Annotated in this window: 26 protein-coding genes; 16 read left to right on the top strand and 10 right to left on the bottom strand. The window is 35.8% G+C overall.

Translation table 11 applies throughout. The features are described from left to right. Positions 1-33 precede the first annotated feature (33 nt). The 10 genes from porV to RLT85_RS05105 all read left to right on the top strand — a co-directional run bounded on the left by porV (position 34) and on the right by RLT85_RS05105 (position 10,431). Positions 34-1,206, top strand: a complete 1,173-nt coding sequence (porV, locus tag RLT85_RS05150) for a type IX secretion system outer membrane channel protein PorV (RefSeq protein WP_311400970.1) — start codon at positions 34-36, stop codon at positions 1,204-1,206. Positions 1,207-1,425: 219 nt separating this feature from the next. Further along, a complete protein-coding gene (locus tag RLT85_RS05145; RefSeq protein ID WP_311400969.1) occupies positions 1,426-1,860 on the top strand; it encodes a PH domain-containing protein in 435 nt (144 codons plus the stop codon). Positions 1,861-1,907: 47 nt separating this feature from the next. Then, positions 1,908-2,390 carry a cytidine deaminase gene (gene cdd, locus RLT85_RS05140; RefSeq protein ID WP_311400968.1) on the top strand — a complete coding sequence of 161 codons (483 nt, stop codon included), beginning with the start codon at positions 1,908-1,910 and terminating at the stop codon, positions 2,388-2,390. A 327-nt stretch (positions 2,391-2,717) separates the two neighbouring features. Next, a complete protein-coding gene (gene pdhA / locus RLT85_RS05135; protein ID WP_311400967.1) occupies positions 2,718-3,716 on the top strand; it encodes a pyruvate dehydrogenase (acetyl-transferring) E1 component subunit alpha in 999 nt (332 codons plus the stop codon). Between the two features lie 5 nt (positions 3,717-3,721). Continuing rightward, positions 3,722-5,512 carry a pyruvate dehydrogenase complex dihydrolipoamide acetyltransferase gene (locus RLT85_RS05130; RefSeq protein WP_311400966.1) on the top strand — a complete coding sequence of 597 codons (1,791 nt, stop codon included), beginning with the start codon at positions 3,722-3,724 and terminating at the stop codon, positions 5,510-5,512. Between the two features lie 70 nt (positions 5,513-5,582). After that, complete coding sequence (locus tag RLT85_RS05125; protein ID WP_311400965.1) at positions 5,583-6,557, top strand: M28 family metallopeptidase; 975 nt, start codon at positions 5,583-5,585, stop codon at positions 6,555-6,557. A gap of 5 nt (positions 6,558-6,562) precedes the next feature. Further along, positions 6,563-7,252 (top strand): SDR family NAD(P)-dependent oxidoreductase, encoded by a 690-nt coding sequence (locus RLT85_RS05120; RefSeq protein ID WP_311400964.1) that lies wholly within the window; start codon positions 6,563-6,565, stop codon positions 7,250-7,252. A 9-nt stretch (positions 7,253-7,261) separates the two neighbouring features. After that, positions 7,262-7,858: a SprT-like domain-containing protein gene (locus tag RLT85_RS05115; protein ID WP_311400963.1), complete on the top strand. Its 597-nt coding sequence runs from the start codon at positions 7,262-7,264 to the stop codon at positions 7,856-7,858. Positions 7,859-7,863: 5 nt separating this feature from the next. Then, complete coding sequence (locus tag RLT85_RS05110) at positions 7,864-8,949, top strand: mannose-1-phosphate guanylyltransferase (RefSeq protein WP_311400962.1); 1,086 nt, start codon at positions 7,864-7,866, stop codon at positions 8,947-8,949. Positions 8,950-8,955: 6 nt separating this feature from the next. Further along, entirely contained in the window at positions 8,956-10,431 is a 1,476-nt protein-coding gene (locus RLT85_RS05105; protein ID WP_311400961.1) for a DUF389 domain-containing protein, read from the top strand. Here RLT85_RS05105 and RLT85_RS05100 read toward each other — a convergent pair. Further along, positions 10,428-11,192, bottom strand: a complete 765-nt coding sequence (locus tag RLT85_RS05100) for an ABC transporter ATP-binding protein (RefSeq protein WP_311400960.1) — start codon at positions 11,190-11,192, stop codon at positions 10,428-10,430. The two genes, RLT85_RS05105 and RLT85_RS05100, sit on opposite strands and share 4 nt — an antisense overlap. Next, on the bottom strand, positions 11,192-11,929 hold the full coding sequence (locus tag RLT85_RS05095) for an MlaE family ABC transporter permease (protein WP_311400959.1): 738 nt from the start codon (positions 11,927-11,929) through the stop codon (positions 11,192-11,194). Before RLT85_RS05095 ends, RLT85_RS05100 begins: the two co-directional genes overlap by 1 nt. A gap of 112 nt (positions 11,930-12,041) precedes the next feature. Between RLT85_RS05095 and pafA the strand changes: the two genes are divergently transcribed. Beyond that, entirely contained in the window at positions 12,042-13,733 is a 1,692-nt protein-coding gene (gene pafA, locus RLT85_RS05090; protein ID WP_311400958.1) for an alkaline phosphatase PafA, read from the top strand. 17 nt (positions 13,734-13,750) lie between these two features. Here the strand turns inward: pafA and RLT85_RS05085 are convergent, their stop codons facing one another. From RLT85_RS05085 to gcvP, 4 genes are all read right to left on the bottom strand, one after another. Further along, positions 13,751-14,599 carry a glycosyltransferase family 2 protein gene (locus tag RLT85_RS05085; RefSeq protein WP_311400957.1) on the bottom strand — a complete coding sequence of 283 codons (849 nt, stop codon included), beginning with the start codon at positions 14,597-14,599 and terminating at the stop codon, positions 13,751-13,753. Further along, entirely contained in the window at positions 14,600-15,124 is a 525-nt protein-coding gene (locus tag RLT85_RS05080; protein WP_311400956.1) for a class I SAM-dependent methyltransferase, read from the bottom strand. It abuts the gene before it with no gap. A gap of 11 nt (positions 15,125-15,135) precedes the next feature. Then, a complete protein-coding gene (locus RLT85_RS05075; protein ID WP_311400955.1) occupies positions 15,136-16,197 on the bottom strand; it encodes a 3-oxoacyl-ACP synthase III family protein in 1,062 nt (353 codons plus the stop codon). A 111-nt stretch (positions 16,198-16,308) separates the two neighbouring features. After that, complete coding sequence (gene gcvP, locus RLT85_RS05070; protein WP_311400954.1) at positions 16,309-19,152, bottom strand: aminomethyl-transferring glycine dehydrogenase; 2,844 nt, start codon at positions 19,150-19,152, stop codon at positions 16,309-16,311. 136 nt (positions 19,153-19,288) lie between these two features. On the opposite strand from gcvP, the gene RLT85_RS05065 reads away from it, so the two are divergent. Beyond that, a complete protein-coding gene (locus RLT85_RS05065) occupies positions 19,289-20,116 on the top strand; it encodes a UbiA prenyltransferase family protein (protein WP_311400953.1) in 828 nt (275 codons plus the stop codon). 8 nt (positions 20,117-20,124) lie between these two features. Here the strand turns inward: RLT85_RS05065 and RLT85_RS05060 are convergent, their stop codons facing one another. Together RLT85_RS05060 and RLT85_RS05055 are read right to left on the bottom strand one after the other, a co-directional pair. Continuing rightward, complete coding sequence (locus RLT85_RS05060; protein WP_311400952.1) at positions 20,125-20,400, bottom strand: hypothetical protein; 276 nt, start codon at positions 20,398-20,400, stop codon at positions 20,125-20,127. Positions 20,401-20,403: 3 nt separating this feature from the next. Next, positions 20,404-20,964, bottom strand: coding sequence for a sigma-70 family RNA polymerase sigma factor (locus RLT85_RS05055; protein WP_311400951.1), 561 nt, complete (start codon positions 20,962-20,964; stop codon positions 20,404-20,406). Between the two features lie 79 nt (positions 20,965-21,043). Here RLT85_RS05055 and RLT85_RS05050 point away from each other — a divergent pair, with 79 nt between their 5' ends. After that, positions 21,044-22,279 carry a glycosyltransferase family 4 protein gene (locus RLT85_RS05050; RefSeq protein WP_311400950.1) on the top strand — a complete coding sequence of 412 codons (1,236 nt, stop codon included), beginning with the start codon at positions 21,044-21,046 and terminating at the stop codon, positions 22,277-22,279. Next, a complete protein-coding gene (gene hemW / locus RLT85_RS05045; RefSeq protein WP_311400949.1) occupies positions 22,279-23,403 on the top strand; it encodes a radical SAM family heme chaperone HemW in 1,125 nt (374 codons plus the stop codon). The genes RLT85_RS05050 and hemW overlap by 1 nt, the downstream gene beginning before the upstream one ends. Positions 23,404-23,503: 100 nt before the next feature. On the opposite strand, the gene RLT85_RS05040 is transcribed toward hemW, so the two are convergent. Next, a complete protein-coding gene (locus RLT85_RS05040) occupies positions 23,504-23,962 on the bottom strand; it encodes an XrtF-associated fRMsr-like GAF protein (RefSeq protein WP_311400948.1) in 459 nt (152 codons plus the stop codon). Positions 23,963-24,045: 83 nt separating this feature from the next. On the opposite strand from RLT85_RS05040, the gene xrtF reads away from it, so the two are divergent. After that, positions 24,046-24,597: an exosortase family protein XrtF gene (xrtF, locus tag RLT85_RS05035; protein WP_311400947.1), complete on the top strand. Its 552-nt coding sequence runs from the start codon at positions 24,046-24,048 to the stop codon at positions 24,595-24,597. Next, positions 24,594-25,031: an exosortase F system-associated membrane protein gene (locus RLT85_RS05030; protein WP_311400946.1), complete on the top strand. Its 438-nt coding sequence runs from the start codon at positions 24,594-24,596 to the stop codon at positions 25,029-25,031. Before xrtF ends, RLT85_RS05030 begins: the two co-directional genes overlap by 4 nt. A gap of 28 nt (positions 25,032-25,059) precedes the next feature. On the opposite strand, the gene RLT85_RS05025 is transcribed toward RLT85_RS05030, so the two are convergent. Further along, a complete protein-coding gene (locus RLT85_RS05025; RefSeq protein ID WP_311400945.1) occupies positions 25,060-25,422 on the bottom strand; it encodes a hypothetical protein in 363 nt (120 codons plus the stop codon). Positions 25,423-25,501 lie beyond the last annotated feature (79 nt).

The raw sequence follows: 25,501 nt of genomic DNA, 5'->3' as shown, positions 1-25,501 counted from the left end.
AACCATATATTTGCAACCATTTTAAGAAATTTTATGAAAAAGATAACCATATTCCTTTTAGGAACCATCGCCTTACTTAGCTATAAAGCAAACGCGCAAAATGAGCAGCCAGCACCCACTATTAAAGACAGGGTGATTACCACGGCGGTTCCATTTTTATTGATTTCGGGAGATGCTCGGGCTTCAGGTTTGGGAGATCAAGGGGTGGCAACACCAGTAGATGTATATTCCCAGCAATGGAATCCCGCTAAATTCGCTTTCGCGGAAAAACAACAAGGGGTGGGACTTTCTTATGTTCCTTACCTAAGAGAATTAGTAACCGATATTAATTTGGGTGTGCTTTCGTACTATAACCGTTTTAGCGATCGTAGTGCCGTATCTGCTAGCTTACGTTATTTTGGACAAGGAGAAATTGAACTGAGAGATACTCCAGATCAAGCGCCACAAGTTGTAGAGCCTAATGAACTAGGTTTGGATGTATCTTATGCTTTACGTTTAGGAGAAGAAATCTCTATGGCAGTAACAGGACGTTACATTCGTTCAGATTTAAAAATACCTGGAATTAATGGAGATGCCAGTGCAGCAAATTCCTTTGGTGTAGATATTTCTGCTTTTTACCAAAGTGAAGAGATTGCTTACAATGATTTTAATGGCCGCTGGCGTGGAGGTGTAAATATCTCTAACATTGGACCAAAATTAAAATATGACGACGCAGGTTCAGAAAGCTTTATCCCTACCAATTTTAAAGGAGGATTAGGATTCGACTTTATTTTAGACGCTTCCAACACCATTGGTGCTTATGGAGAATTTAATAAGTTATTAGTGCCAACACCAAGTGATTCTAATGGAGATAATAGAATTAACTCAGAAGATGATTGGTACAACGAAAGCTCTTTCGGATCTATCTTCTCTTCTTGGGGAGATGCGCCAGATGGGTTTAGTGAAGAAATCAAAGAAGTTACGTGGTCTTTAGGGGCAGAATATTGGTATGAAGACAGTTTTGCTTTCCGTTTAGGATATTTTAATGAAAGTGAAGACAAAGGGTTTAGAAAGTTCTTAACCTTGGGAGCCGGGTTTAAGTATTCTATTACTCAAATTGATGTTTCTTATTTGTTCTCTACTTCAAAAGCAGTAGCAAATCCATTAGAAGGAACTTTAAGGTTTAGTTTGTCTTTCAATTTTGGAGAAGATTATAGCGAATATTAAAGCTTCCCTTTTTAAGATAATTTTAAAGAGGTTGTCTAAAAAGTCGATTCTGTCAACCTGAACTTGATTCAGGTTCTCATAAAGATTTTCGAATCAATATGATGAGATTCTGAAATAAATTCAGAATGACAGTTTCCAAAACTTTTTAGACAGCCTCTTTTTTGTTTTATATAGTTGCGCCAGAAATTTTAACAAAATAAAGTAAAATCTATATAGGTAATGAAATTTGAGAGTAGAAAAGATATCCTATTTCAACTATTCGTATTTGGTTTTAGCATATTGATTATAGGCTTCATTTTGTTTCGATCATTTTCAAATGGTAAATTTAATTATGAATTTTTTTGGTTTGATGTAGTGTTGTTATTGACGATTGTTTTTCTATTTTGGTTGTATTTAGGAACTCATTACCAACTCTCCCCAACCGAACTAACATATAAAAGCGGACCTTTACGGGGGAAAATTGAAATCTACCGAATAAAAGAAATAATTAAAGGAAAAAATCTATGGTCTGGTTTAAAGCCTGCAACTGCAAAAAATGGGCTAATTATAAAGTTTGACGAATATGAAGAAATTTATATCAGTCCAAAAACAAACGAAACCTTTGTCAATAAAATTTTGGAATATAATAAATACATTAAAATTACTACAAACTGAAAAATAGAATGTAAAGCTTGCAGTTTTACATACTTAAAAAAGCAAAAATGGAAGAAAGAAAAATCACCACTAGTATTCAAATTTTTGAAAATATAGAAGAATTACCACCACAGGTAAAGTTTCTTATGAAAGAAGCTCAAGCTATACGAGATCAAGCTTATGCGCCTTATTCTAAGTTTAAAGTAGGAGCAGCAATTCAATTAGAAGACGATATAATTGTAACTGGGAGCAACCAAGAAAACGCGGCATATCCTTCTGGTTTATGTGCAGAGCGTACTGCTATTTTCTATGCAGGATCTCAGTACCCTAATAAAAAGGTAAAGGCAATGGCAATTTGCGTTAAATCTTCATCTAAAGTGGTGACAAAACCTATTGCACCTTGTGGTGCGTGTAGGCAAGCAATTGCAGAATACGAAGTCAAACAAGACCAACCTATAGAAATTTATTTTATGGGAGAAGAAGGGAAGATCATTAAGGCAAAAGCATTGTTAGATTTGTTACCTTTGGCTTTTGATGCCAGTTTTTTATAAATATAAATTTATTTGTCTCGGGCTCAAAATATTGTACAGTTGATGAGCCTCTGAATTTATGAGATCTAAAAAGATTTTTAGAAGGTAACCTGCTTTTTTGAGATTGATTTTACCGAAAGCTAGAGTATGTTTTTAGCTTAAGTAGTTTCTGTTTTTCAGGTAGTTAGAATCGGGTCTTATTTCTTGATTCTATGAGCGTAGCGATTTAGGTTCTTTATCGTACAATAATGTTTTAAATATTAATGCGCTAAAGAGTTTTTCCTTTAGTAGTTATTATATTATTTTTGTTTCTCGCTAAAAATGGCTTAGCGGTAAAATTTAATTTTCATGAAAGAAATCACCAAAGAGACGTACCTTAAATGGTATGAAGACATGTATTTCTGGCGTAAGTTTGAAGATAAACTAGCGCAAGTATATATTCAACAAAAAGTACGTGGGTTTTTGCACTTATATAACGGTCAAGAAGGAATCTTGGCTGGTGCTTTACATGCCATGGATTTAGAAAAAGATAGAATGATTACCGCTTACCGTAATCACGTGCAGCCCATAGGAATGGGAGAAGATCCTAGAAGAGTAATGGCAGAACTTTACGGAAAGAAAACAGGAACGTCTCAAGGAATGGGAGGTTCTATGCATATTTTCTCTAAAGAACACCGTTTTTATGGAGGTCATGGGATCGTAGGAGGTCAAATTCCTTTAGGTGCTGGGATCGCTTTTGGTGATAAATATTTTAAAAGAGACAATGTAACTCTTACGTTTTTTGGCGATGGTGCAGCAAGACAAGGTACACTTCATGAAGCTTTTAATATGGCGATGAACTGGAAACTTCCCGTAGTATTTTGTGTAGAAAACAACGGGTACGCCATGGGAACTTCTGTAAAAAGAACTTCTAATCACGAAGATATTTGGAAACTAGGGCTAGGCTATGAAATGCCCTGCGGACCTGTAGATGCCATGAATCCAGAAAAAGTGGCAGAAGCCATGAGTGAAGCTATTGATAGAGCAAGATCTGGCGGCGGACCCACATTTTTAGATTTAAAAACCTATCGTTACCGCGGTCACTCTATGAGTGATGCACAAAAATATAGAACTAAAGATGAGGTGAAAGAGTATCAAAAAATCGATCCAATTAGCCAAGTTCTAGATAAAATTAAAGAAAACGATTGGGCAACCGAAGAGGAAATTAAAACCATCGATAAGCGTGTGAAAGATTTAGTGAGCGAATGTGAAAAATTTGCAGATGAGTCTGAATATCCAGAAACTAGCTTAATGTACGATGCAGTTTACGAACAAGAAGACTATCCTTTCACGCCTCATAAAATATAATTCTTATGGCAGATGTAATTAAAATGCCTCGTTTAAGCGATACCATGGAAGAAGGTACGGTGGCACAATGGCTAAAACAAAAGGGAGATAAAGTAGAAGAAGGAGATATTCTAGCCGAAATTGAAACCGATAAGGCAACTATGGAGTTTGAGTCCTTTTATGAAGGAACTCTGCTGCATATTGGCGTAGCCGAAGGAGATACTGCTCCAGTAGATCAACTTTTGGCTATTATTGGCGAAGAAGGAGAAGATATTTCTGAAATCTTAGAGAAAGAAGGTTCTGCTGAAGAAGAAGATTCAGATAAAGAAGAGAAGAAAGAGGATAAAAATACTTCGGAAGAAAACAAGGAGTCAGAAGAAGATTCAGAAGGAGAAAAAAAGAACTCTAAGAAAGAGAAAGATTCTTCGAAAAAAACGAAGAAAGAAGCTCAAGATACATCGGAAGATGTAGAAGAATCTGAAGAAGACAGCGGTGATAATGAAATTCCAGAAGGTGTAGAAGTGGTAAAAATGCCACGTCTAAGTGATACGATGGAAGAAGGAACTGTTGCTACGTGGTTAAAACAAGAAGGCGATCAAGTTGAAGAAGGAGACATTTTAGCCGAAATTGAAACCGATAAGGCAACCATGGAGTTTGAGTCTTTCTACGAAGGAACTTTGCTTCATATAGGTGTAGATGAAGGGGAAACTGCTGCTGTAGATGCTATATTGGCTGTGATTGGACCAGAAGGAACCGATGTTTCGGCAATTCTGGAAGGCTCTGGAGCCGATTCTAAAAAGTCTTCTAAGCCTAAAAAAGATAAAAGTTCTAAGGAAAAAGATTCTAAAGATTCCAAAGAAAATAAAGACGAGTCAGAAGAAAGCGAGTCTAGCGAAATACAGCATGAAGATGCGAGCGGAGATCGAATTTTTGCTTCTCCCTTAGCTAAAAAAATGGCTTCAGATAAAGGAATCGATTTAGGAACTGTAGAAGGTTCTGGCGAGAACGGTCGTATTGTTAAGAAAGACATCGAAAACTATACGCCTAAGAAGCAAGAAGCTTCCGCGAAAGCGAAATCAGAAAAATCAGCTTCAAAAGAGAAAAGTCCAGTTGAGGCGTATATGCCCGCAGGAGAAGAAAGCTTTGAGGAGATTAAAAATTCTCAAATGCGTAAAACCATTGCTAAGCGTTTAGGAGAATCTAAATTTACGGCACCACATTACTACTTAACCGTAGAGGTGAATATGGAAAATGCCATGCTTTCTCGCAAGCAAATTAACGCCTTGCCAGATACGAAAGTGTCTTACAATGATATGGTGATAAAAGCTTCGGCGATGGCCTTGAGAAAACATCCTCGAGTAAATTCGCAATGGACTGGCGATACTACAAAAATAGCTAAGCATATCCATATAGGAGTTGCCGTAGCCGTTGACGAAGGTTTGGTTGTTCCTGTACTTAATTTTGCAGATCAAATGAGTATGACGCAAATTGGAGGAAATGTAAAAGAATTGGCAGGGAAAGCACGTAATAAAAAATTACAACCTAAAGAGATGGAAGGAAGTACGTTTACTGTTTCTAACTTAGGGATGTTTGGGATTACAGAATTTACTAGCATTATTAATCAGCCTAATTCCGCTATTTTGTCGGTGGGAGCGATTGTAGAAAAACCAGTAGTGAAAGAAGGACAAATCGTGGTGGGGAATACCATGAAAGTAACCTTGGCTTGTGATCACAGAACGGTAGATGGCGCTACAGGAGCTAAATTTTTAGAGACTTTAAAGCGTTATCTAGAAAATCCAGTAACGATGTTGGCTTAAGTTGCTTATATAAAATAAGAAACCTTGAAAATCCCGCTCTAAAAAGCGGGATTTTTTTATCTTTAGCGCTATGAGAAAAATAATCTATTTAATTGCTTTTATAGCAGTTACGGCCTGTGCGCAAAAGCCAGGAAATAAAGCTGTAGACGCATCGGTCAAAACTGAAAAGTACGAGTTTCAAGAAAGTGATATTAAAGAATCACTACACTTCTTAAGCTCAGATGAATTGTTAGGCAGAGATACGGGAAGTAAGGGTATTGAAGCCGCTGCTGCATATGCCGAAGATGTATTTAAAAAGTACAATTTAAAACCTTATTATACTAGCTATAAAGACTCTTTTGAGGTAAAAGAAAAAACAGGATATAATATAGTTGCTTTTAAGGAGGGAATAGATCCTCAATTGAAAGAGGAAATTATTGTACTAGGAGCTCATTATGACCATATTGGCGTGCAAACCGAAAGTAAGAAGATTATTAAGAAGGATTCTATCGCAAACGGCGCTAATGATAATGCTGCCGGAAGTGTAGCCATATTAGAAATGGCAAAGTACTTTTCTTCTAGAGACACCAAAAGAAGCATCATGTTTGTGCTTTTTTCTGCGGAAGAATTGGGGCTCTTAGGTTCTACACATTTGGCAAAACGTTTAAAGAAAGAAGAAGCTCCAGTATATTTTATGCTTAATTTTGAGATGATTGGCGTTCCCTTGCCACACCAAGATTATTTGGCGTATCTCACCGGTTTTGAGAATTCTACGTTGGCAGAAAATTTTAATCAGAAAACAGGAAAAAATACGTTTGGTTTTTTTGAAAAAGCAAAGTCTTTCCAGTTGTTTAAACGAAGTGATAACTATCCTTTCTATCAAGAGTTAAACGTACCTGCACAAACTTTGTGTACGTTTGATTTTGAAAATTATCCTTATTATCATCATGTAGATGATGAGGTGGAGTTTTTGGATACCAAACATATGTTGCGTTTAGTAGAAGAAGTGGCGCCAGGAGTAGAAGCTTTGGCAAATGAAAAAGAAAAATCTATCCGATTAAAATAGTGAACATGAGTCAGAAGAAAGTAATCATTACTGGAACCAGCAGAGGAATAGGGTTTGAATTGGCACAAATTTTTGCCGAAGAAGGACATCAAGTGTTAGCGCTTTCGCGGAATCACATTCCCATTCAAAACTTAAAACATGCCAATATTCATAGTTTTTCCTTTAATCTGAATGAAGGGAAAGATCTACAGCAAGTCGAAAATTTTGTAGATGAGCAGTGGGAAGGAAGCGTCGATATTTTAATTCATAATGCCGGAAGCTTAGTCAATAAGCCATTTGCAGAGATTACTACGCAGGAGTTAATGACGGTTTACCAAACCAATGTTTTTGGTGTATTTCAGCTTAATCAACGTTTATTGAGTAAAATGCCTAGAGACGGACATGTGGTGACCATAAGCAGTATGGGAGGCGTACAAGGAAGTGTGAAATTTCCTGGATTAACGGCATATAGTTCTAGTAAATCGGCAGTGATTAATTTAACCGAAATCCTTGCCGAAGAATATAAAGAGTCTGGACCTAGCTTTAATGTATTGGCATTAGGAGCGGTACAAACCGAAATGTTACAAGAAGCATTTCCTGGGTATGAAGTACCGACCACAGCCAAAAAAATGGCACAATATATCTTCGATTTTTCATTAAATGGAAATAAGTTCTATAACGGCAAAATGCTTCAGGTTTCTAACTCTACGCCATAGATACAGGGTATGCAGCAGGTTTTAATAAAATACCTTCCAGAGAGAGCCGTGCAGCCTTTGTTTCAGCTTATTGAAAGTCATGCCATTCATTTAAAAATTGTAAATGAACGAAAAACACGGCATGGAGATTATAGGCAAACTGGGCAAACGCATCAAATAACCATTAACGCCAATTTAAACAAATATAGATTTTTAATTACGCTAGTTCACGAAATAGCTCATTTGGTGGCTTTTCAGAAATACGGCAGGTATATAAAACCTCACGGGCGGGAATGGAAACATACGTTTCAACAATTGATGTTGCCGTTTATAAATCCTTCTATATTTCCGTCAAGGTTATTGCCGCTTTTGGCAAGACATTTTAAAAATCCTACGGCTAGTAGTGATACAGATGCTGTTTTATCTGTTGCGCTTAAAGAATACGACCCAGATACTGATAAAAATTATATCTTTGAAATCCCCATGGGGAGTACGTTTAGAATTCCAAACGGTAGAATATTTAAAAAAGGAAAAAAGAGGGTAAAACGCTATGAGTGTTTAGAAATGGAATCGGGAAAAGTGTATATCTTCCAGCCCAATGCTCAAGTAGAATTAATAAAAGTTTGAAGTGGATGAAAAATAAAAATTATTATGCCGTTTTGATGGCAGGAGGTGTAGGTTCTCGTTTTTGGCCAGTAAGTAAGCAATCATATCCCAAACAATTTCATGATATGTTAGGAACGGGAGAGACACTTATTCAAAAAACCTTTTCAAGACTAGAGAAATTAATTCCTGCGGAAAATATTTATATTCTTACCAACGAGCTTTATGAAGATTTGGTGAAAGAGCAATTGCCTAAAGTGGAAGGCAGGCAGATAGTTTTGGAGCCTTCTATGAATAATACGGCGCCTTGTATTTTGCTTTCTTCGCTAAAAATACAAAAGGAAAATCCCGACGCCTTGATGATTGTAGCGCCATCAGACCATTGGATTGAAGATGAATTTGCGTTTATAGAGAACGTACAGGCTTCGTTTGATGCTTGCCAAAGCGATCGAGAATTATTAATGACTTTGGGGATTCAGCCTAGTTTTCCGCATACGGGATATGGTTACATTCAGTATGAAGAGCAGGACAAAACTCCTATAAAGAAAGTGATCAAATTTACTGAAAAACCAGATTATTCTACCGCTAAGACATTTCTTACAGAAGGAAATTATGTTTGGAATGCTGGGATCTTTATTTGGAGTGCAAAAGCAATTCTATTGGCATTTGAAACTCATTTGCCAGATATGTATTCACTTTTCTCGGCAGGAAGGAAAGATTATAACACAAAATCAGAAAAAATTTTTATCGAAAAGAATTATGCAAAATCTAAGAATATTTCTATAGATTACGGAATTATGGAGAAATCTGAAAAGGTTTCCGTTTTACCTGCTAAGTTCGATTGGAACGATTTAGGATCTTGGGGGTCGCTCTATGACAAACTCGAAAAAGACCAAAACGACAACGTTGTTGTGAATGCAAAATCTTATATAGAAAACTCTTCAGGCAATATTGTTAGAACTACTAAGGGTAAAACCGTAGTACTAAAAGATTTAAATGAGTATATTGTAGTCGAAAATGAAGAGGTTTTACTCATTTGTCCTAAGAAAGACGAGCAAGAAATTAAAATCTTGAGAAATTCCGTAAAGGAAAAATTTGGAGAAGAACTTATATAAATCTGGTTGGAAGAAAATAATATACATAGCCAAGCGACAGACGAGATTCAAGAAGAGGTCGTTAAGGAGGATTTAAGAGGCACTTTAGCGAACTTAAAACAGTTTTTAAAAGATCTTTTAGACATTCGAAGTGATACCGATAGAGATTCTACGATTGAGGCGGTAAAAAAAGACATTACCTTTAAAGGACACAATGCTTGGATTCTTATTTTCTCCATTTTTGTTGCCTCTATAGGTTTAAACGTGGGCAGTACCGCAGTGGTAATTGGAGCGATGTTAATCTCTCCTCTTATGGGACCGATTGTTGGAATGGGACTTTCTGTGGCAATTAACGATGTAGATATGCTTAAGCGTTCGCTCATTAATTTGGGCGTGATGTTGGTGTTGAGTGTGCTTACGGCCTTTTTGTACTTTTTAATTTCTCCCTTAAGCGAAAGTAATGCCGAGTTAGAAGCAAGGACTTATCCTACAATTCTTGATGTACTGGTAGCTATTTTTGGTGGTTTGGCCTTGATTGTGGCAAAAACCAAAAAAGGAACAATTGCAAGTGTGATTTTTGGAGTCGCTATTGCTACAGCCTTAATGCCGCCTCTATGTACGGTAGGCTATGGATTAGCACAAGGAAGTTGGTCTGATGCAGGAGGAGCTTTATATTTATTTTCTATTAACGCCACTTTTATCGCGCTCTCCACTTTTGTAGTATCTAAATTATTAGGTTTTCCGTTGGTGAAATATGCCAACTCTAAACGAAGAAAATTTATTGCGCAAATGGCTTCGGCAATTGCAATCATTGTAATGATTCCCAGTATTTATCTGTTTTATATTATGCTAAAGGAATCTTACTTTGAGCAAGATGCTCAAAAATTCGTACAGGAAGAGTTGATGATTTATAAAGAATCTTTTCTTCAAAAAAATGCTACAATTGCTACTTACGATGCGGGTAAAGATCCTAAGATAGAAGTTTCATTTTTAGGTAAAGAAATACCCAATTCTATTATTGGTTTATGGCGCGAAAAGATGAAAAGCTATCCTAATTTAAAAAATACATCTTTGATTATTTTACAAAATGAGCGTACCGAATCTTTTAACCAAGTGGAATATATGAAAGAGTTTAAACGTAGGGATTCTTTGAGTATTCTCAATAAAGATGAACGTATTGCTTATTTAGAAAAGGAAGTAACGAATTTATCTAGGTTTCAACGAAATGAGATTCCTTTTGAAAGAATAAGTAGAGAGGTACAATTAAACTATGAAGATATTAGAGGGTTTGGATTTGCGCAAACCGTCATATCTGACTTTAAAACGATTGATACCATTCCAGAATTTAATGTGATATGGAACGACAGCATCAGTAAAGAGAAACGTGTGAAAGACGAAGAAAAGCTAAAGAATTGGCTTCAGTTTAAGCTGAACGTTGATACGTTATTGATTCATTCTAGACTTCAGAAAACGGAAAAAAAACCAATTAAAAAGAAGGATTAAGTTCCTTTTAGCTGGACTTCTCTTACTTTCTTAAACAGATCTGATGAATAAACGAAATTACTTAAGGATTCACTTTTGGTTTTATAGATGATATTTTTATCACCTTGCCATTCTAATTTACCATCTTTAAGGAAAATTATATTTTCACCAATTTCCAAAACCGAATTCATATCATGCGTATTGATAACGGTAGTGATATCATATTCTTTTGTAATTTCCTGAATTAAATTATCAATAAGAATAGCGGTTCTAGGATCTAAACCAGAATTGGGCTCATCGCAAAAGAGATATTTAGGTCGGTTAACGATTGCTCTAGCAATAGAAACTCTTTTTTGCATGCCTCCACTAATCTCTGAAGGAAATTTTTTATCGACATTGAGTAGATCTACTCGATCTAATACTTCTTTAACTCTTTCTAAACGCTGGCTCTTAGATTGTTTGGTAAACATCTTGAGAGGGAACATCACATTTTCGGCAACCGTCATAGAGTCAAATAAAGCACCGCCTTGAAAAACCATTCCCATATTTTTTCTTAACTCTCTCTGTTCTTCTTTGTCTAAAGAAGAGTAGGCGTGCCCGTCATATTCTATGCTGCCTTCCGTAGGAGTAATTAAACCCAGAAGACATTTTAAAAATACGGTTTTACCAGCACCAGATTGGCCTATGATGAGGTTGGTTTTCCCTTTCTCAAATTCGGTATCGATTCCTTTCAAAACTTCTTCTCCGCTAAAGCTTTTATGTAAATTGTTTACTTTAATCATTAGCTTAATAGTAATTGAGTGAGTACATAATTGGTAATAATCAAAATGACACTAGTCCAAACGAAAGAAGTGGTACTTGCTTGTCCTACTTCTAATGCGCCACCTTTCATATAATAACCGTGATAAGCGGGGACGGTAGCCAAAATAAGAGCAAAAAAGAAACTTTTAATAAAGGCGTAGACCAAATGAAAAGGGATAAAATCACTTTGTAGTCCTTCTAAAAATTGTTCGCTAGCTACAAAACCTCCCATTACACCAGCTAAATAAGCACCTCCAAGTCCTACGAAAATCGCGATTGAAATTACAAAAGGATACAAAAGCATGGCGATGATTTTAGGAAAAACCAAGTAGTTTACCGAGTTGATTCCCATCACTTCCAAAGCATCAATTTGCTCTGTTACGCGCATAGTTCCTATGCTTGAGGTGATATATGATCCTACTTTACCTGCCATAATTATAGAAATAAACGTAGGTGCAAATTCTAGAATAATAGATTGCCTTGCGGTAAACCCAATTAAACTTTTAGGAATTAACGGGTTATTTAGGTTTAATGCAGTCTGAATGGTAACTACTCCTCCAATAAAGAACGAAATAAATATCACAATTCCCAAGGAGTTGATGATAAGGTCATCTACTTCTTTAAAAATTAATGTTTTGAGTACCGAAGGTTTCGTCATCCTTCTAAAAATGTCCTTCAACATTATAAAATACTCTCCAATACTATGAAGGTAACTCATTCAGTTATTTTTTGTAAATCTAAAATAGAATAGCCAAAAACAAAAGCATTTAACTTACAATTAATTTTTTATCTCTTTAACATGTGTATTTTTGCGACATCAAAGCCCAATTATGAAGAAATTTATCCTCTTATCTACTCTATCAATCTTTTTTTTACAATGTAAAACTCAGGATTTCTCCAAAAAGAATGAGACTAATGTAGCCGCAAAAGATTCCATTATTCAAAATTCACTTGTGCATCAGCCTAAATTAGTGGTGGGAGTAGTGGTAGATCAAATGCGTTACGATTACCTTACGCGTTTTTGGAATCATTTTGGTGAGGAGGGTTTTAAAAAATTGGTAAATGAAGGATTTACGTGCAAAAACAACCATTACAACTATATTCCCACTTATACAGCTCCTGGGCACGCTTCCATATATACGGGAACTTCGCCTAAAAATCACGGTATTATTTCGAATTCCTGGTATGATAAGACGTCAAAAAAATACGTTTATTGTACAGATGATGAGCAGCAAACAAGTATTGGAACTTTGGATGCAGCAGGGCTAATGTCTCCTCTGCGATTACAAGTTACAACCATAACAGACCAAAATCGTATACATACACAGTTTAAAGGAAAGACGATTGGGATTGCTTTAAAGGACCGTAGCTCCATTTTACCTGCAGGCCATACGGCTAATGCTGCTTATTGGTTTCACGGTAAAGAAGAGGGAAATTTTATTACTAGCTCTTTTTATCGGAATGATTTACCACAATGGGTAAAAGATTTCAATGCTTCCAATACGGTTCAAAGTTACTTGAAACCTTGGAATACGTTAAAACCTATAGATACGTATATAGAAAGTGGACCCGATGATACAGATTTTGAACATGTTTTTGAAGGAAAAGAAAGACCTACCTTTCCTTATGATTTAGAAACTTTAAGTAAAGAAAACGACGGTTTTGATATCTTAAAAACAACTCCCTACGGAAATAATATCACGACAGATTTTGCCATCGCTGCTATTGATGGGGAAGATTTAGGAAAAGATAACACAACCGATTTTCTAGCGCTAAGCTATTCTAGTCCAGATTATATTGGTCATAGTTTTGGGGTGAACTCTAAAGAAATACAAGATAATTACATTCGCTTGGATCAAGATATTGCTAGACTAATTAAAAACTTGGACGAAAAAGTAGGCACAGGGAATTATACTTTATTTCTAACTGCAGATCACGGTGCGGTTCACGTACCTAATTATTTGAAGAGCAAAAAAATTCCGGCAGGATATGTAAGTAGCAGAACAATGCGGAAGAAAATCAAGCAATTTTTAGGAGAAGAATACGGAAATCTAGATTTACTAGATCATATTTCTAACAACCAAATTTTCTTCAGTAAAGAAAACTTGAAAAAGAAGAATATTAAAGCAAGTGATTTGGCGAATGAGTTAAAATCTTTTTTAATTGCTCAGCCTCATATTTATAAAACCTATACCAGAAATGAAATAGGGGCGATGAGTAGCAACGACAGAATAATGAGTTTTGTTGAAAATGGTTTTCATCAACAGCGAAGTGGCGATGTAGTTTATTTGTATGAACCAGGTTATATTTCTTATCCAGAAATGGGAAGTACGCACGGGAGTCCGTTTACCTATGATACGCACGTGCCTTTAATTTTCTACGGAAATGGAATTCAAAAAGGACAAACTTTTGCAAAAACTCAAATTATAGATATAGCACCAACACTTTCAGCTTTATTAGGTATAGCTTTCCCTAGCGCAATTACGGGAAATGTGTTACAAGAAGTTATAGAAAAGAAGTAAAAAGAACTGGCAATAATCTAAAAGAGCTTCTCCTTTATTTTTTTCCAACGGTAAGCTCTTATCCATTTCCCTTCTTCGGAAGAAACCATATAAGGAATTTGTTTTTTCTTAGCGATAAAAAAGCCTTTGAGGTAATCTAGACATAAGCTGAATTTATTCTTTTTCGTGGCTAGTTTAAGTGAAGCGATTACGGTTATGCAAACGCCATATCGCATACGGTAAAAAGCTTCTCCTTGTTTGTATCTAGCATTAACGTGATACGTTTTTCCTGTAGGCCGTAAATGTTTGACCTCCAAATTTTGATCTACTCCTATATGAAAATTATGATATTGGGCCAATAATTCATCTACAGTATCCCAGCCCATTACATGCTTCAGCCCGCCAATTTTCTCAAAACAATCTTTTTTATAGGCTTTCAAAGCCCCTCTTAAGTGATCTTTATTGGTCAAGGATTCTACTCTCCACCCTTTTTGAGCGGATATAGTACAAACGCCGCCCGCCATGCCTAAATCAGGATTGTTAGTGAACATGTTTTTTATTTTCTCTAAATAATTTTGGGGAAAAATTAAATCGGCATCAAACTTACAGATCACGTCGTAGTGTTTATCCAGCTTTTCTAAGCCTTTATGAAAAGCTTTAACCACTTTACTGCCTGGCAAATGTTCTTCACTAGAGGAGATGTTGATGTACTCTATAAAATTATACTTTTGGGAATAGGAAAAGATAATTTTTTCGGTATCGTCGGAAGAATTATCGTTTACCAACATAATTTTCTTCGGAAGCAATGTTTGCTCTACTAGAGATTGAAGCGTTTTTTCTATAAATTCAGCTTCATTATGCGCGGGGATAACGATATAAATATCCATTTATACTATTCTTTGCGCGTATACTATATAGTAACGCGGCGTAATTTTCCGCAGTAATGGTCTAATACCTATTTTATTAACAGGATTGGTCCATTTTTTAGAATCGATAATCTTCCAGCCTGCTTTTTCTAATAACCAGTCAAATTGCCAATCTTCAAATTCGTGGTAATGTCTGTCCCATTTATCGGTCTTACTGCGATATGCTGAAGAAAACCATAAGCTTAACGGAATACTTGCGACAAGTTTGTCGGCTTTAATTTCCCGAAGTACATTAAATGGAGCGATGAGATGTTCAAAAATTTCAAAAGCAGTCACCACTTCTGCGGAAGAATTTTTGACATTAGAAAAATCAAGATCTAAATCTTCACCTTTGGTATTTTCTACTTTATAGTTTTTTTTCTTTAGAAGCTCAGTCAGCGGATTTTCTACTCCTAAATCTAAAATATTTAAATCTTTAGCTATATGTTTCTCTAAAAAATTTAAAGTCTCTTGGTAACGCTTATGCGGAAAATCTTGCTCGTACACCTGCGAATAGTTTAAAATTTATAAACAAGAGCATTGATGTTCATTCCTGCACCAACACTAGCAAAGATTACGACATCTCCTTTTTCAATCTCTTGGTTTTCCATTTTTTTCTTTGTGACCAAATCAAGTAAAGTAGGTAAGGTAGCCACCGAACTATTTCCTAACTTCTGAATCGTCATGGGCATCACATGCTCTGGAGCGCTTACACTAAACAACTGATAAAAACGATCACAAATCGCTTGATCCATTTTTTCATTCGCTTGATGAATAAATAATTTTTTGACGTCTTTAATGCTATACCCACTTTCATCTAAGCAGGCTTTCATCGCAGCTGGAACTTTGGTAAGTGCAAAATTATACACTTTTCTACCCTTCATTTTTATATACTTGGTAGCTAATGAATTCTCTTTATTAAACGAGGTATCAAAGTTGATAAAATTCGCTTCTGCCAAAGCGTAGGTGGCAGATTTATTCGTAATAATACCTTGGTCTTCCACTTCTTTATATTCAATAATGGCAGCACCTGCGCCGTCACTAAAAATCATACTATCACGATCATGATCATCTACAACTCTCGATAAGGTTTCGGTACCAATGACAAGAATGCGTTTGGCCATTCCAGATTTTATAAAGGCTCTAGCATGAATCACACCTTCTAGCCAGCCAGGACAACCAAAAAGTAAATCATAACCTACACAATTTGGATTCTTAATTTTTAATTGAAATTTTATTCTTGCAGCAAGACTAGGTACTGTATCGCCTTGGGTATTTTTATCTTTTATATCTCCAAAATTGTGTGCAACGATAATGTAATCTAATGTTTCTGGATCAATATGGGCATCTTCTATGGCTTTTTGGGCTGCAATACTACCCATATGAGAAGCGGTCATTCCCTTTTCAAGGTATAAGCGTTCCTCAATTCCTGTGATGGCCTGAAACTTTTCTATGATGGTGTCATTGGAGTTATCGATGACAGATCCATCTTCTTGTAGAAATTGATGCTCCAAAAAATGAGAATTTGCTATTTTTATATGAGGGATGTAACTTCCTACCCCCGTAATTACTTCTGCCATATCAAATCTATAATTTTTTACAATTTAATCAATTCTTTATTTTCAAAGGGAAAATTTTAAAAATAAAAAAGCCTGTAGTTATTTACAGGCTTTTTGTACTTGATAAAAGCCTTACATATATTCCTCCATTGGAGGGCAAGTGCACATTAAATTTCTATCTCCATAGGCATCATCTACGCGACGCACTGTTGGCCAAAATTTATTATCTGACACATAGGCTAACGGGTAAGCTGCTTTTTCTCGAGAATACGGGAAATCCCATTCGTTAGCGGTTAACATGGCTAATGTATGCGGAGCATTTTTCAATACATTGTTAGGTTCGTCTTTATCTACGGTATTAATTTCTTCTCTAATCGAAATTAAGGCTTCACAAAAACGATCTAATTCTTCTTTGCTTTCACTTTCTGTAGGTTCTATCATCATCGTTCCTGCAACTGGAAAAGAAACTGTAGGTGCGTGGAAACCATAATCAATTAAACGCTTGGCGATGTCTACCACTTCAATCCCTCTTTCCTTAAAAGGTCTACAGTCAATAATCATTTCGTGAGCTGCTCTTCCTCGTTCTCCAGAATATAGCGTCTCGTAATGTCCACTTAAACGCTGTTTTATATAATTGGCATTTAGAATGGCATGTTCTGTACTTGATTTTAATCCTTTAGGACCTAACATCGTAATGTATGCGTACGAAATCAAACAAACTAAAGATGAACCCCAAGGTGCGGCAGAAATTGCGTTGATGGCGTGATCTCCTCCTGTTTTAATAATAGGGTTTCCTGGTAAAAACGGTTCTAATTGTTTAGCTACACATATAGGTCCTACTCCGGGTCCGCCACCTCCGTGAGGGATAGCAAAGGTTTTGTGTAAGTTAAGGTGACAAACGTCTGCGCCAATATTTCCAGGATTTGTCAATCCTACTTGCGCGTTCATATTTGCACCATCCATATATACTTGTCCCCCGTTATCGTGAACAATTTGTGTAATTTCCTTAATAGCCGATTCAAATACTCCGTGTGTAGACGGGTACGTAATCATTACTGCGGAAAGATTGTCTTTATATTTTAAAGCTTTTGCTCTTAAATCATCTACATCAATACTTCCAGAATCATTTGCTTTGGTTACTACCACTTTCATTCCTGCCATTACTGCACTTGCTGGATTGGTTCCGTGGGCAGAAGAAGGAATTAAACAAATGTTTCTATGGTGTTCGTTACGAGATTCGTGGTAAGCTCTTATGGTCATTAAACCGGCAAATTCTCCTTGCGCACCAGAGTTAGGCTGAAGAGATGTAGCATGAAAACCTGTAATTTCGGTTAATTGATCTTCTAATCTCTTTAACACTTCCTGATATCCTTGCGCTTGCTCAATAGGTACAAAAGGATGAATATTACCCCATTGTGGATAGCTTAACGGAAGCATTTCCGCAGCAGCGTTCAACTTCATCGTACAAGAACCTAAAGAAATCATAGAATGATTCAACGATAAATCTTTACGCTCTAGTTTTTTGATGTAGCGCATTAACTCAGTTTCAGAATGGTATTTGTTAAATACCTCATTCGTCATAAACTCCGTTTCTCTAGAAAGGTTTTGTTTGTCGATTACATCTTTTTCTAGAGAGGTAATTTTAAACGAAGTTTTCCCAGCTACGTGTGCAAAAACTGCGATAATATTATTTAAATCGGTTAAGCTAGTTGCTTCATTCAAGCTAATGGCAACGGTATCTTCTTCTGGATAGTAAAAATTAATTTCACTAGCCTCTGCAATTTCTTTAATTTTAACAGGATCCGCTTTTACCCGAATGGTGTCAAAGTAAAGTTCATTTTCTTGATAATAACCTAATTGTTCTAAAGCATCAGCTAACTCTGCTGTAGAGCGGTGTACTTTATTAGCAATATATTCTAGACCTTTAGGACCATGATATACGCCGTACATTGAAGCCATTACCGCAAGCAATACCTGTGCGGTACAAATATTAGAAGTTGCTTTATCTCTTTTTATATGTTGTTCTCTGGTTTGTAACGCCATTCTTAGCGCTAAATTACCGTCAATATCCTTCGTCACCCCAATAATTCTTCCTGGGATATTTCTTTTATATTCTTCTCTGGTTGCAAAGTAAGCAGCGTGTGGTCCTCCATATCCTAATGGAATCCCAAAACGTTGCGTAGTTCCTACTACGACATCTACACCAAGATCACCTGGAGCTGGAAGTTTTACTAAACTTAAAATATCGGCAGCGACCGCAACTTTAATTCCTGCGTCTTTTGCTTTGGAGATAAACGGAGCGTAATTGTATATTTTACCGCTCGTTCCTGGATACTGAAGAATTGCACCAAAGAAATCTTCGACAAAGTCAAATTCTTCGTGGTTTCCTACAACGAGTTCTATTTCTAAAGGATTGGCTCTGGTTTGTAACAAAGCAAGAGTTTGTGGTAAAATTTCTTCGGAAACAAAAAATTTCACACATTTTCTTTTCTTTTGGGCGCGATCTCTTACCGCAAAAAGTAAAGTCATTGCCTCTGCAGCCGCGGTAGCTTCATCTAACAGAGAAGCATTAGCAAGTTCCATTCCCGTAAGGTCTGCAACCATCGTTTGGAAATTAAGCAAAGCTTCTAAACGGCCTTGCGCAATTTCTGCTTGATAAGGCGTGTAGGCAGTGTACCATCCCGGGTTTTCTAATACATTGCGCTGCACCACAGGAGGTGTTATGGATTGGTGATAGCCTAAACCAATATAAGATTTAAACATTTTGTTTTTAGCGGCAAGCTTAGTGATGTGCTCTAAGTATTCGTGCTCGCTTAAAGCTGGATTTAAATCTAGACCTTTTTTGAGCTTAATGTCATCTGGGATCGTTTCAAAGATAAGTTGATCTAGTGAATCAACCCCAATAGTTTCTAGCATTTCTGCTATTTTCTCTGGTCTTGGACCAATATGTCTTAATGCAAAAGAATCTGTGTTCATGTAGTAAAAAATATTGTTGTGTTGGTGGTTTGCAAAAGTACATTTTTTATGGATAAGAAACTGTTAATTCTACCGCATAAAGTGATAGTTTTAAGGATATAGTATTGGTGTCGATGAAAAACTTTATTTTTGATTTATGAGCTTTGTAAAGAAAGGATTTAACTTTTATATCAACAGTAGTATTCACGTGGCTTTAGCGGTGACTTCTCTTGCTGCGGTTACGAGGTTGGAGTTGGTAGGGCATCTCAGAACAAATGTTTTGGCATTTATCTTTTTAGGAACGATTTCTGGATACAATTTTGTAAAATATGCAGGAATAGCAAAATTGCATCATCAGAGTCTCACCAAGAACCTGAAAGTGATTCAAATTTTCTCGTTAGTCGCTTTTTTAACACTGCTTTATTTTTTTTCGATTCAATCTAAAGAGTTTTGGATTTTAACTTGTTTAATGGGGTTAAGTACACTATTCTATTCTATTCCTTTTTTACCGAAGCATACCAATCTTAGAAATTTAAAGGGAACAAAGATTTTTATCATCGCATTTGTATGGGCTGGCGTATGTGTTTTTTTACCCGTGGTAGATACTATGTCCCTCTTCACCCTGCCAGTAATTCTCAAGTGGTGCCAAATTTTCTTATTTGTGATTTCAATCACCATCCCATTTGAGGTGCGGGATTTAAAATACGATCCTGAAGGCTTAGGTACCTTGCCTCAGCTCTTAGGCATTAAAAAAGTGAAAGCTCTGGGTTATTTCTTTTTGGTTTTGGTCATATTTATTCAGGTTTGGATAGCCAATTTTCAATTTTGGGAAATGATTGCCACCATTATAATAGGAGTAGTGAGCATTTGTGCTATTGCCCACACAAAAAGAAATCAGTCTATATACTACACTTCATTTTGGGTAGAAGCGATTCCTATCTTGTGGTTTTTATTGGAGCTAATAGCTCTTTACGGAAGAAATTGAGGAAGGTATTATTTTTTGTTTAAACGGATTTTCACAAAATTACTTTGCAGCATTTGCTTGAAATTCTCTTGTTCTTCAGGGGTTAGATTACTAAATTTTGCGTTTCTAATAGCAGCGCTTAAATGGGTGTTTTTTTTAGAATATTTTCTACAACCACCACAGAATAGCAAATGAAATTTGAGTTTTAATCGCTCCCAATAGCTGGCTTCGTTGTACTGGCATTTCTCACAAAATACACCATATTTTTCGCAATTGGATTGATGTAATTCTTCTGTTTTACTCATCATTTAAAGCCATTTGTCTTCCATACACTCGGCCATTTTTTTTCTGGCTCTATGTATAATTACCCATAAATTAGACGCACTAATATTTAATTCATTACAAATTGCTTCGGTATCGTAATGATCTATGGTTTTCATTTTAAAAACTTTGGCTTGTTGTTCGGGGAGTGTAGCAAGACAATTAAAGATCGTAGTTTTTAATTCATCATTCATCAGGGCATCTTCTGCGCTTACATTACCGTGATTACTCACTTGCTCTTCTAGCCATTCTCCATCATCTCCCTCATTTTTATAATTAATCTTAACTTCTGCTCTTCCTTTCTTAGAATTTATTTTTCGATAATAATCAATAATTTTTCGCTTTAAAATAGAAACCAACCATGTGCGTTCACTGGCTTCGCCTTTAAAGTTTTTCATAGATTTTAAACCGGCAAGAAAAGTTTCAGAAATAAGGTCTTTTGCAATTTCTCTGTTATTCACACGAGTTATAGTATAGTTAAAAAGAAAATCTGAGTAGCGATCTACCCAATTTTCTGGTTTAATTTGGTTTTCTTTGCTCGGTGGCATAACTACTAGGTATTTATAAGCTAAAGCTACAAAGAATATAAGGTATAATTTTCGTGTTAACTGTGAAATAAAACATAAAATGAAGCAGCTTCTTATTATTGGATACATTTGGCCAGAACCCGCTTCTTCTGCCGCAGGGAGCAGAATGATGCAGCTCATAGATCTTTTTCTAGACAAAGAGTATAAAATCACGTACGCCTGTCCTGCAAATTTCTCTGAATATGCCGTGAATTTGGAAGAAATGGGTATTCAACAAATACAAATAGAAGCCAATAAAAGTGAATTTGATTCTTGGTTAAAAAAGCTTCAGCCAGATATTGTGATGTTTGATCGCTTTATGATGGAAGAGCAATTTGGATGGCGAATTGCGGAAAATTGTCCAGATGCCTTACGGATTTTGGATACGGAAGATTTACACTTTTTTAGAAAAGCGAGGTATGAAGCTGCCAAAAATAATAGAGTGTTAACCAAAGCCGATTTGTTTTCTAAAGAAGCAAAAAGAGAGATTGCAAGTATTTTACGTTGCGATTTGACGTTGATTATTTCTGAAGCGGAACGCGATTTACTCATAGAAAAATTCAGAATAGATAGAGATCTCTTGCTTTATATTCCTTTTTTAGTGCCTCAAAAGCGCACTTCCCAAACGGAAAATTTAAAAAGTTTTGAAGAACGAGAACATTTTCTTTTTATAGGAAATTTTTTACACGATCCCAATTGGGATGCAGTCCTATATTTAAAGCAATACATTTGGCCGCTCATAAGAAAAGAGCTTCCTAAAGCAGAGCTTCATATTTATGGCGCTTATGCGACACAAAAAGTAGAACAACAGCACAATCCTAAAGAGCGATTTTTGGTAAAAGGCAGAGCTAAAGAAGCTTTAAGTACCATTGAAAATTATAAAGTCTTATTGGCTCCTTTGCGTTTTGGCGCGGGAATAAAAGGCAAATTTATAGACGCGATGCTTACCGGTACACCTAGTATTACCACCACGATTGGTGCCGAAGGCATTTGCGGCATCTATCCTTGGAACGGAGAAATATCTAACAACGATCAAGAAATTGCTGAAGCCGCTTTTATGCTTTATAACCGAGAAAAAAGGTGGTTAAAAGCGCAGCAAAACGGTTTTAAAATTATTCAGAATCGTTTTCAAAAGGAAAGCTTTAGCGCCAACTTTTTTGATAGTATACATCGCTTGCAACACCAACTCTCTAAACACCGCCAGCAAAATTTTATGGGCGCAATGTTAATGCATCACACTTTGCAAAGCACCAAATATATGTCGCTTTGGATTGAAGAAAAAAACAAGCATAAGTAATGGCTGGTATTTACATACATATTCCTTTTTGCAAACAAGCCTGCCATTACTGTGATTTTCACTTTTCTACGGGACTCAAACGCCAGCCCGAAATGGTTGACGCTATCTCGCAAGAAATTATTTTAAGAAAAGAGGAGCAGAGTCCAGAGATAAATACTATTTATTTTGGTGGAGGAACGCCGAGTTTACTTACCAAAGAACAAATTACTTCCATTTTAGAAACGATACATGCTAATTATGAGGTTTCGCTTAACGCGGAAATCACTCTAGAAGCCAATCCAGATGATTTATCTCTAGAGAAGATTAAAGAATTGGCAGCAACTCACATCAACCGATTAAGTATTGGAGTGCAGTCTTTTTTTGAGGAAGACCTGCAGTTAATGAATAGAGCTCACAACCAGGCGGAAGCTTTATCTTCTATTCAAAATGCGAAGAAGAATTTTGATAATATTTCTATGGATCTCATTTACGGCATTCCGAAGATGAGCGAAGCCCGCTGGCGAGAAAATCTGGAGACCGCGTTGTCATTAGAAGTACCGCATATTTCTAGTTATGCTTTGACGGTGGAACCGAAAACGGCACTCAAGAAAATGATTGATAAAGGAAAAGTAGCTCCGGTAGATGATGCCTTAGCGAAAGCACATTTTGATATTTTACAGCGGGTAATGTCTAAAGCAGGATTTGTAAACTATGAGTTTTCAAATTATGGAAAACCTGGTTATTTTTCTAAAAACAATACCGCTTACTGGATGGGAGAATCCTATTTAGGGATTGGACCTTCAGCGCATAGTTATCATCAAGGGGTTAGAAGTTGGAATGTGGCTAACAACATCAAATACATAAAAGCGATTCAAGATAAAAAACTTCCCTTAGAACAAGAAAAATTAAGCGTTAACGATATGTATAATGAATATATTATGACAAGGTTACGAACTATGTGGGGAATTAATCTTGAAGAAGTAGAAATACTTTTCGGATCTAAATATCTAAGTTACCTAGAAAATGAACTTCCTGCTTTTGTGCAAAAAGGCCTTTTAAAAGAAGAAAATAAAAAATATACCATCACTCAAAAAGGAAAGTTTTTAAGCGATGGTATTGCTGCAGATTTGTTTTATATAACTTGATTTTGCGTTAAGGATTGAGCGGCCTGTGTGAGCTCTTTTGCTTTGTGAAAAGCAAAAAGCGAGTAGCGAAAGCCTGACCCGTAGGGGAACGCCCAAAACCTTAACCTAAAATCTTAGCAATTTCTTTATTGATGTTTTCCAAAAAAGTTTCATCCTCTTTGGTAAAGGGATCTGCAGTGTTGGAATCAATATCAATCTGTCCCACATTTTCACCGTTTACAAATAACGGAATTACAATTTCGCTTTTTACATCGATATTGCAAGAAATATAATTGTCTTGACCTTGAACGTCTGGTACCACAAAATTGGTATTGGACTCCGCTACTTGACCACAAATTCCTTTCCCAAAAGGAATGATGGTATGCTCTGTAGGAGCGCCAGCAAAAGCCCGTAACTTAAGTTCTCTTTTATCTCCATTCTTAAAATAAAAGCCCACCCAATTGTAATAGCTTACATTTTCTTTTAAGAGAGAACACAGCTCACCTAGACGGTGATCTATAGATAAATGCTCGTTTTGAATTAGCGTCACCGCTTTGTTTTCTAACTCTTGAAATTTCATATTCAATTTTTTACACAAAAGTATTTAATAAATACCGCTATTAAAATTTCTAATTCTATAAATTTGTATAAAATTTGACTGTCTTGAGAGAACTAATTAAAAAAAATAAATCTGTTGTAAAATTCCTTTTCTTGTTTGGGGGTTCTTACCTGATTTTAGCTTTAGGCTATCAAGCGTATTTATCTTATTTTTCTTCGGAAAAATATTACCCAGATTATGTGACACATTTGGTCTCTCACCAAAGCAAATATTTCGCAGAAACTTTGGGGTATGATGTAGTTATTACGCCGCATCCCACAGATCTCTCTATGAAATTTATTCTAAATAATGATTATGTTGCAAGAATTGTTGAGGGGTGTAATGCGATAAGTGTAATGATCTTATTTGTAGCTTTTATCATCGCTTTTCACAGCAGCTTTAAGAAGACTTTTTTGTTTGGGTTAGCTGGTGCTACTCTCATTTATGGATTAAATATTATTAGAGTTGCATTGCTATGCATAGGAATTCACGAATATCCAGAGTATGCTCCTTTTTTACATGACATAATTTTTCCTGGTTTTATTTATGGATTGGTGTTTTTGCTATGGATGTTATGGGTGCGCATGAATTCTAATAGAAAAACGGAAGATTCGTGAAAATAATTAAATGGATTTTAGGAATAGGCTGTGTATTGCTTTTGGTAAGTATCCGCTTGTTTGAAGATGTGCTCTTTCACGATCCCTTGGTGGGTTTTTATAAATCTAACTTCAATGAAATGGATCCGCCTCATTTTGACACATGGAAATTGATTGGATTCACTTCGCTACGTTTTTTTATGAATACCACTTTATCGCTGTTGATATTATTTTTAGCATTTTCTAAAAAAAGTATTTTGAAGTTTTCCGCATTATTTTATGGTCTCGCCTTTGTGGTCTTGATAAGTGTGTTTTTTGTTCTTCTTTCTCCGTTAGAAACCAAAAACTATATGTTCCTGTTTTATGTACGGCGATTTTTAATACAACCTGTTTTTCTTCTTTTATTACTACCTGCATTTTACTACCAACAAAGCATAAAAAAAACCGACTCTTAAGTCGGTTTATATATAAAGACAGATTAGACTACTTATAAAGCTCTATCTCAAGCATTTTCACTAATTTGTTTATTTGATCTTCTTTTAAGTAGGTTTTAAACCCTTCAATTAAAGACTTGTCAAATTTCTTTTTATTTGCGTAATAAGCATCATCTTTTTCAGTAACATTTTTAGTATGTATGGTGGTGTTAATGTTATAGGCATAAAGGCTTCTGTGTAACTTCTCTTGGTCATTAGCATTTAAATTGAAAGACTCAGATAACATATCTACTTGCTTCATAGTTTCAGCACGAACCATCTCTTCAGTTTTCTTACTATCTTGTGCATTCATCTCTGGTGTAAAAGCTAAAAAAGCAATGCTTAGCGCAATAAAGGATATTATTTTTCTCATGGTTTGGTTTTTTATTTATGATTTTTGGTTAAAAATGAAATGTAAATATACATTTTTATTTAAAATAAAGTTAATGTAA

This window comes from Mesonia ostreae, from assembly GCF_031845265.1.
In the GTDB taxonomy this organism is placed as follows: domain Bacteria; phylum Bacteroidota; class Bacteroidia; order Flavobacteriales; family Flavobacteriaceae; genus Mesonia; species Mesonia ostreae.
The sequence above is the reverse complement of the archived record's forward strand: the minus strand, read 5'-3'. Positions and strand labels throughout refer to the sequence as shown.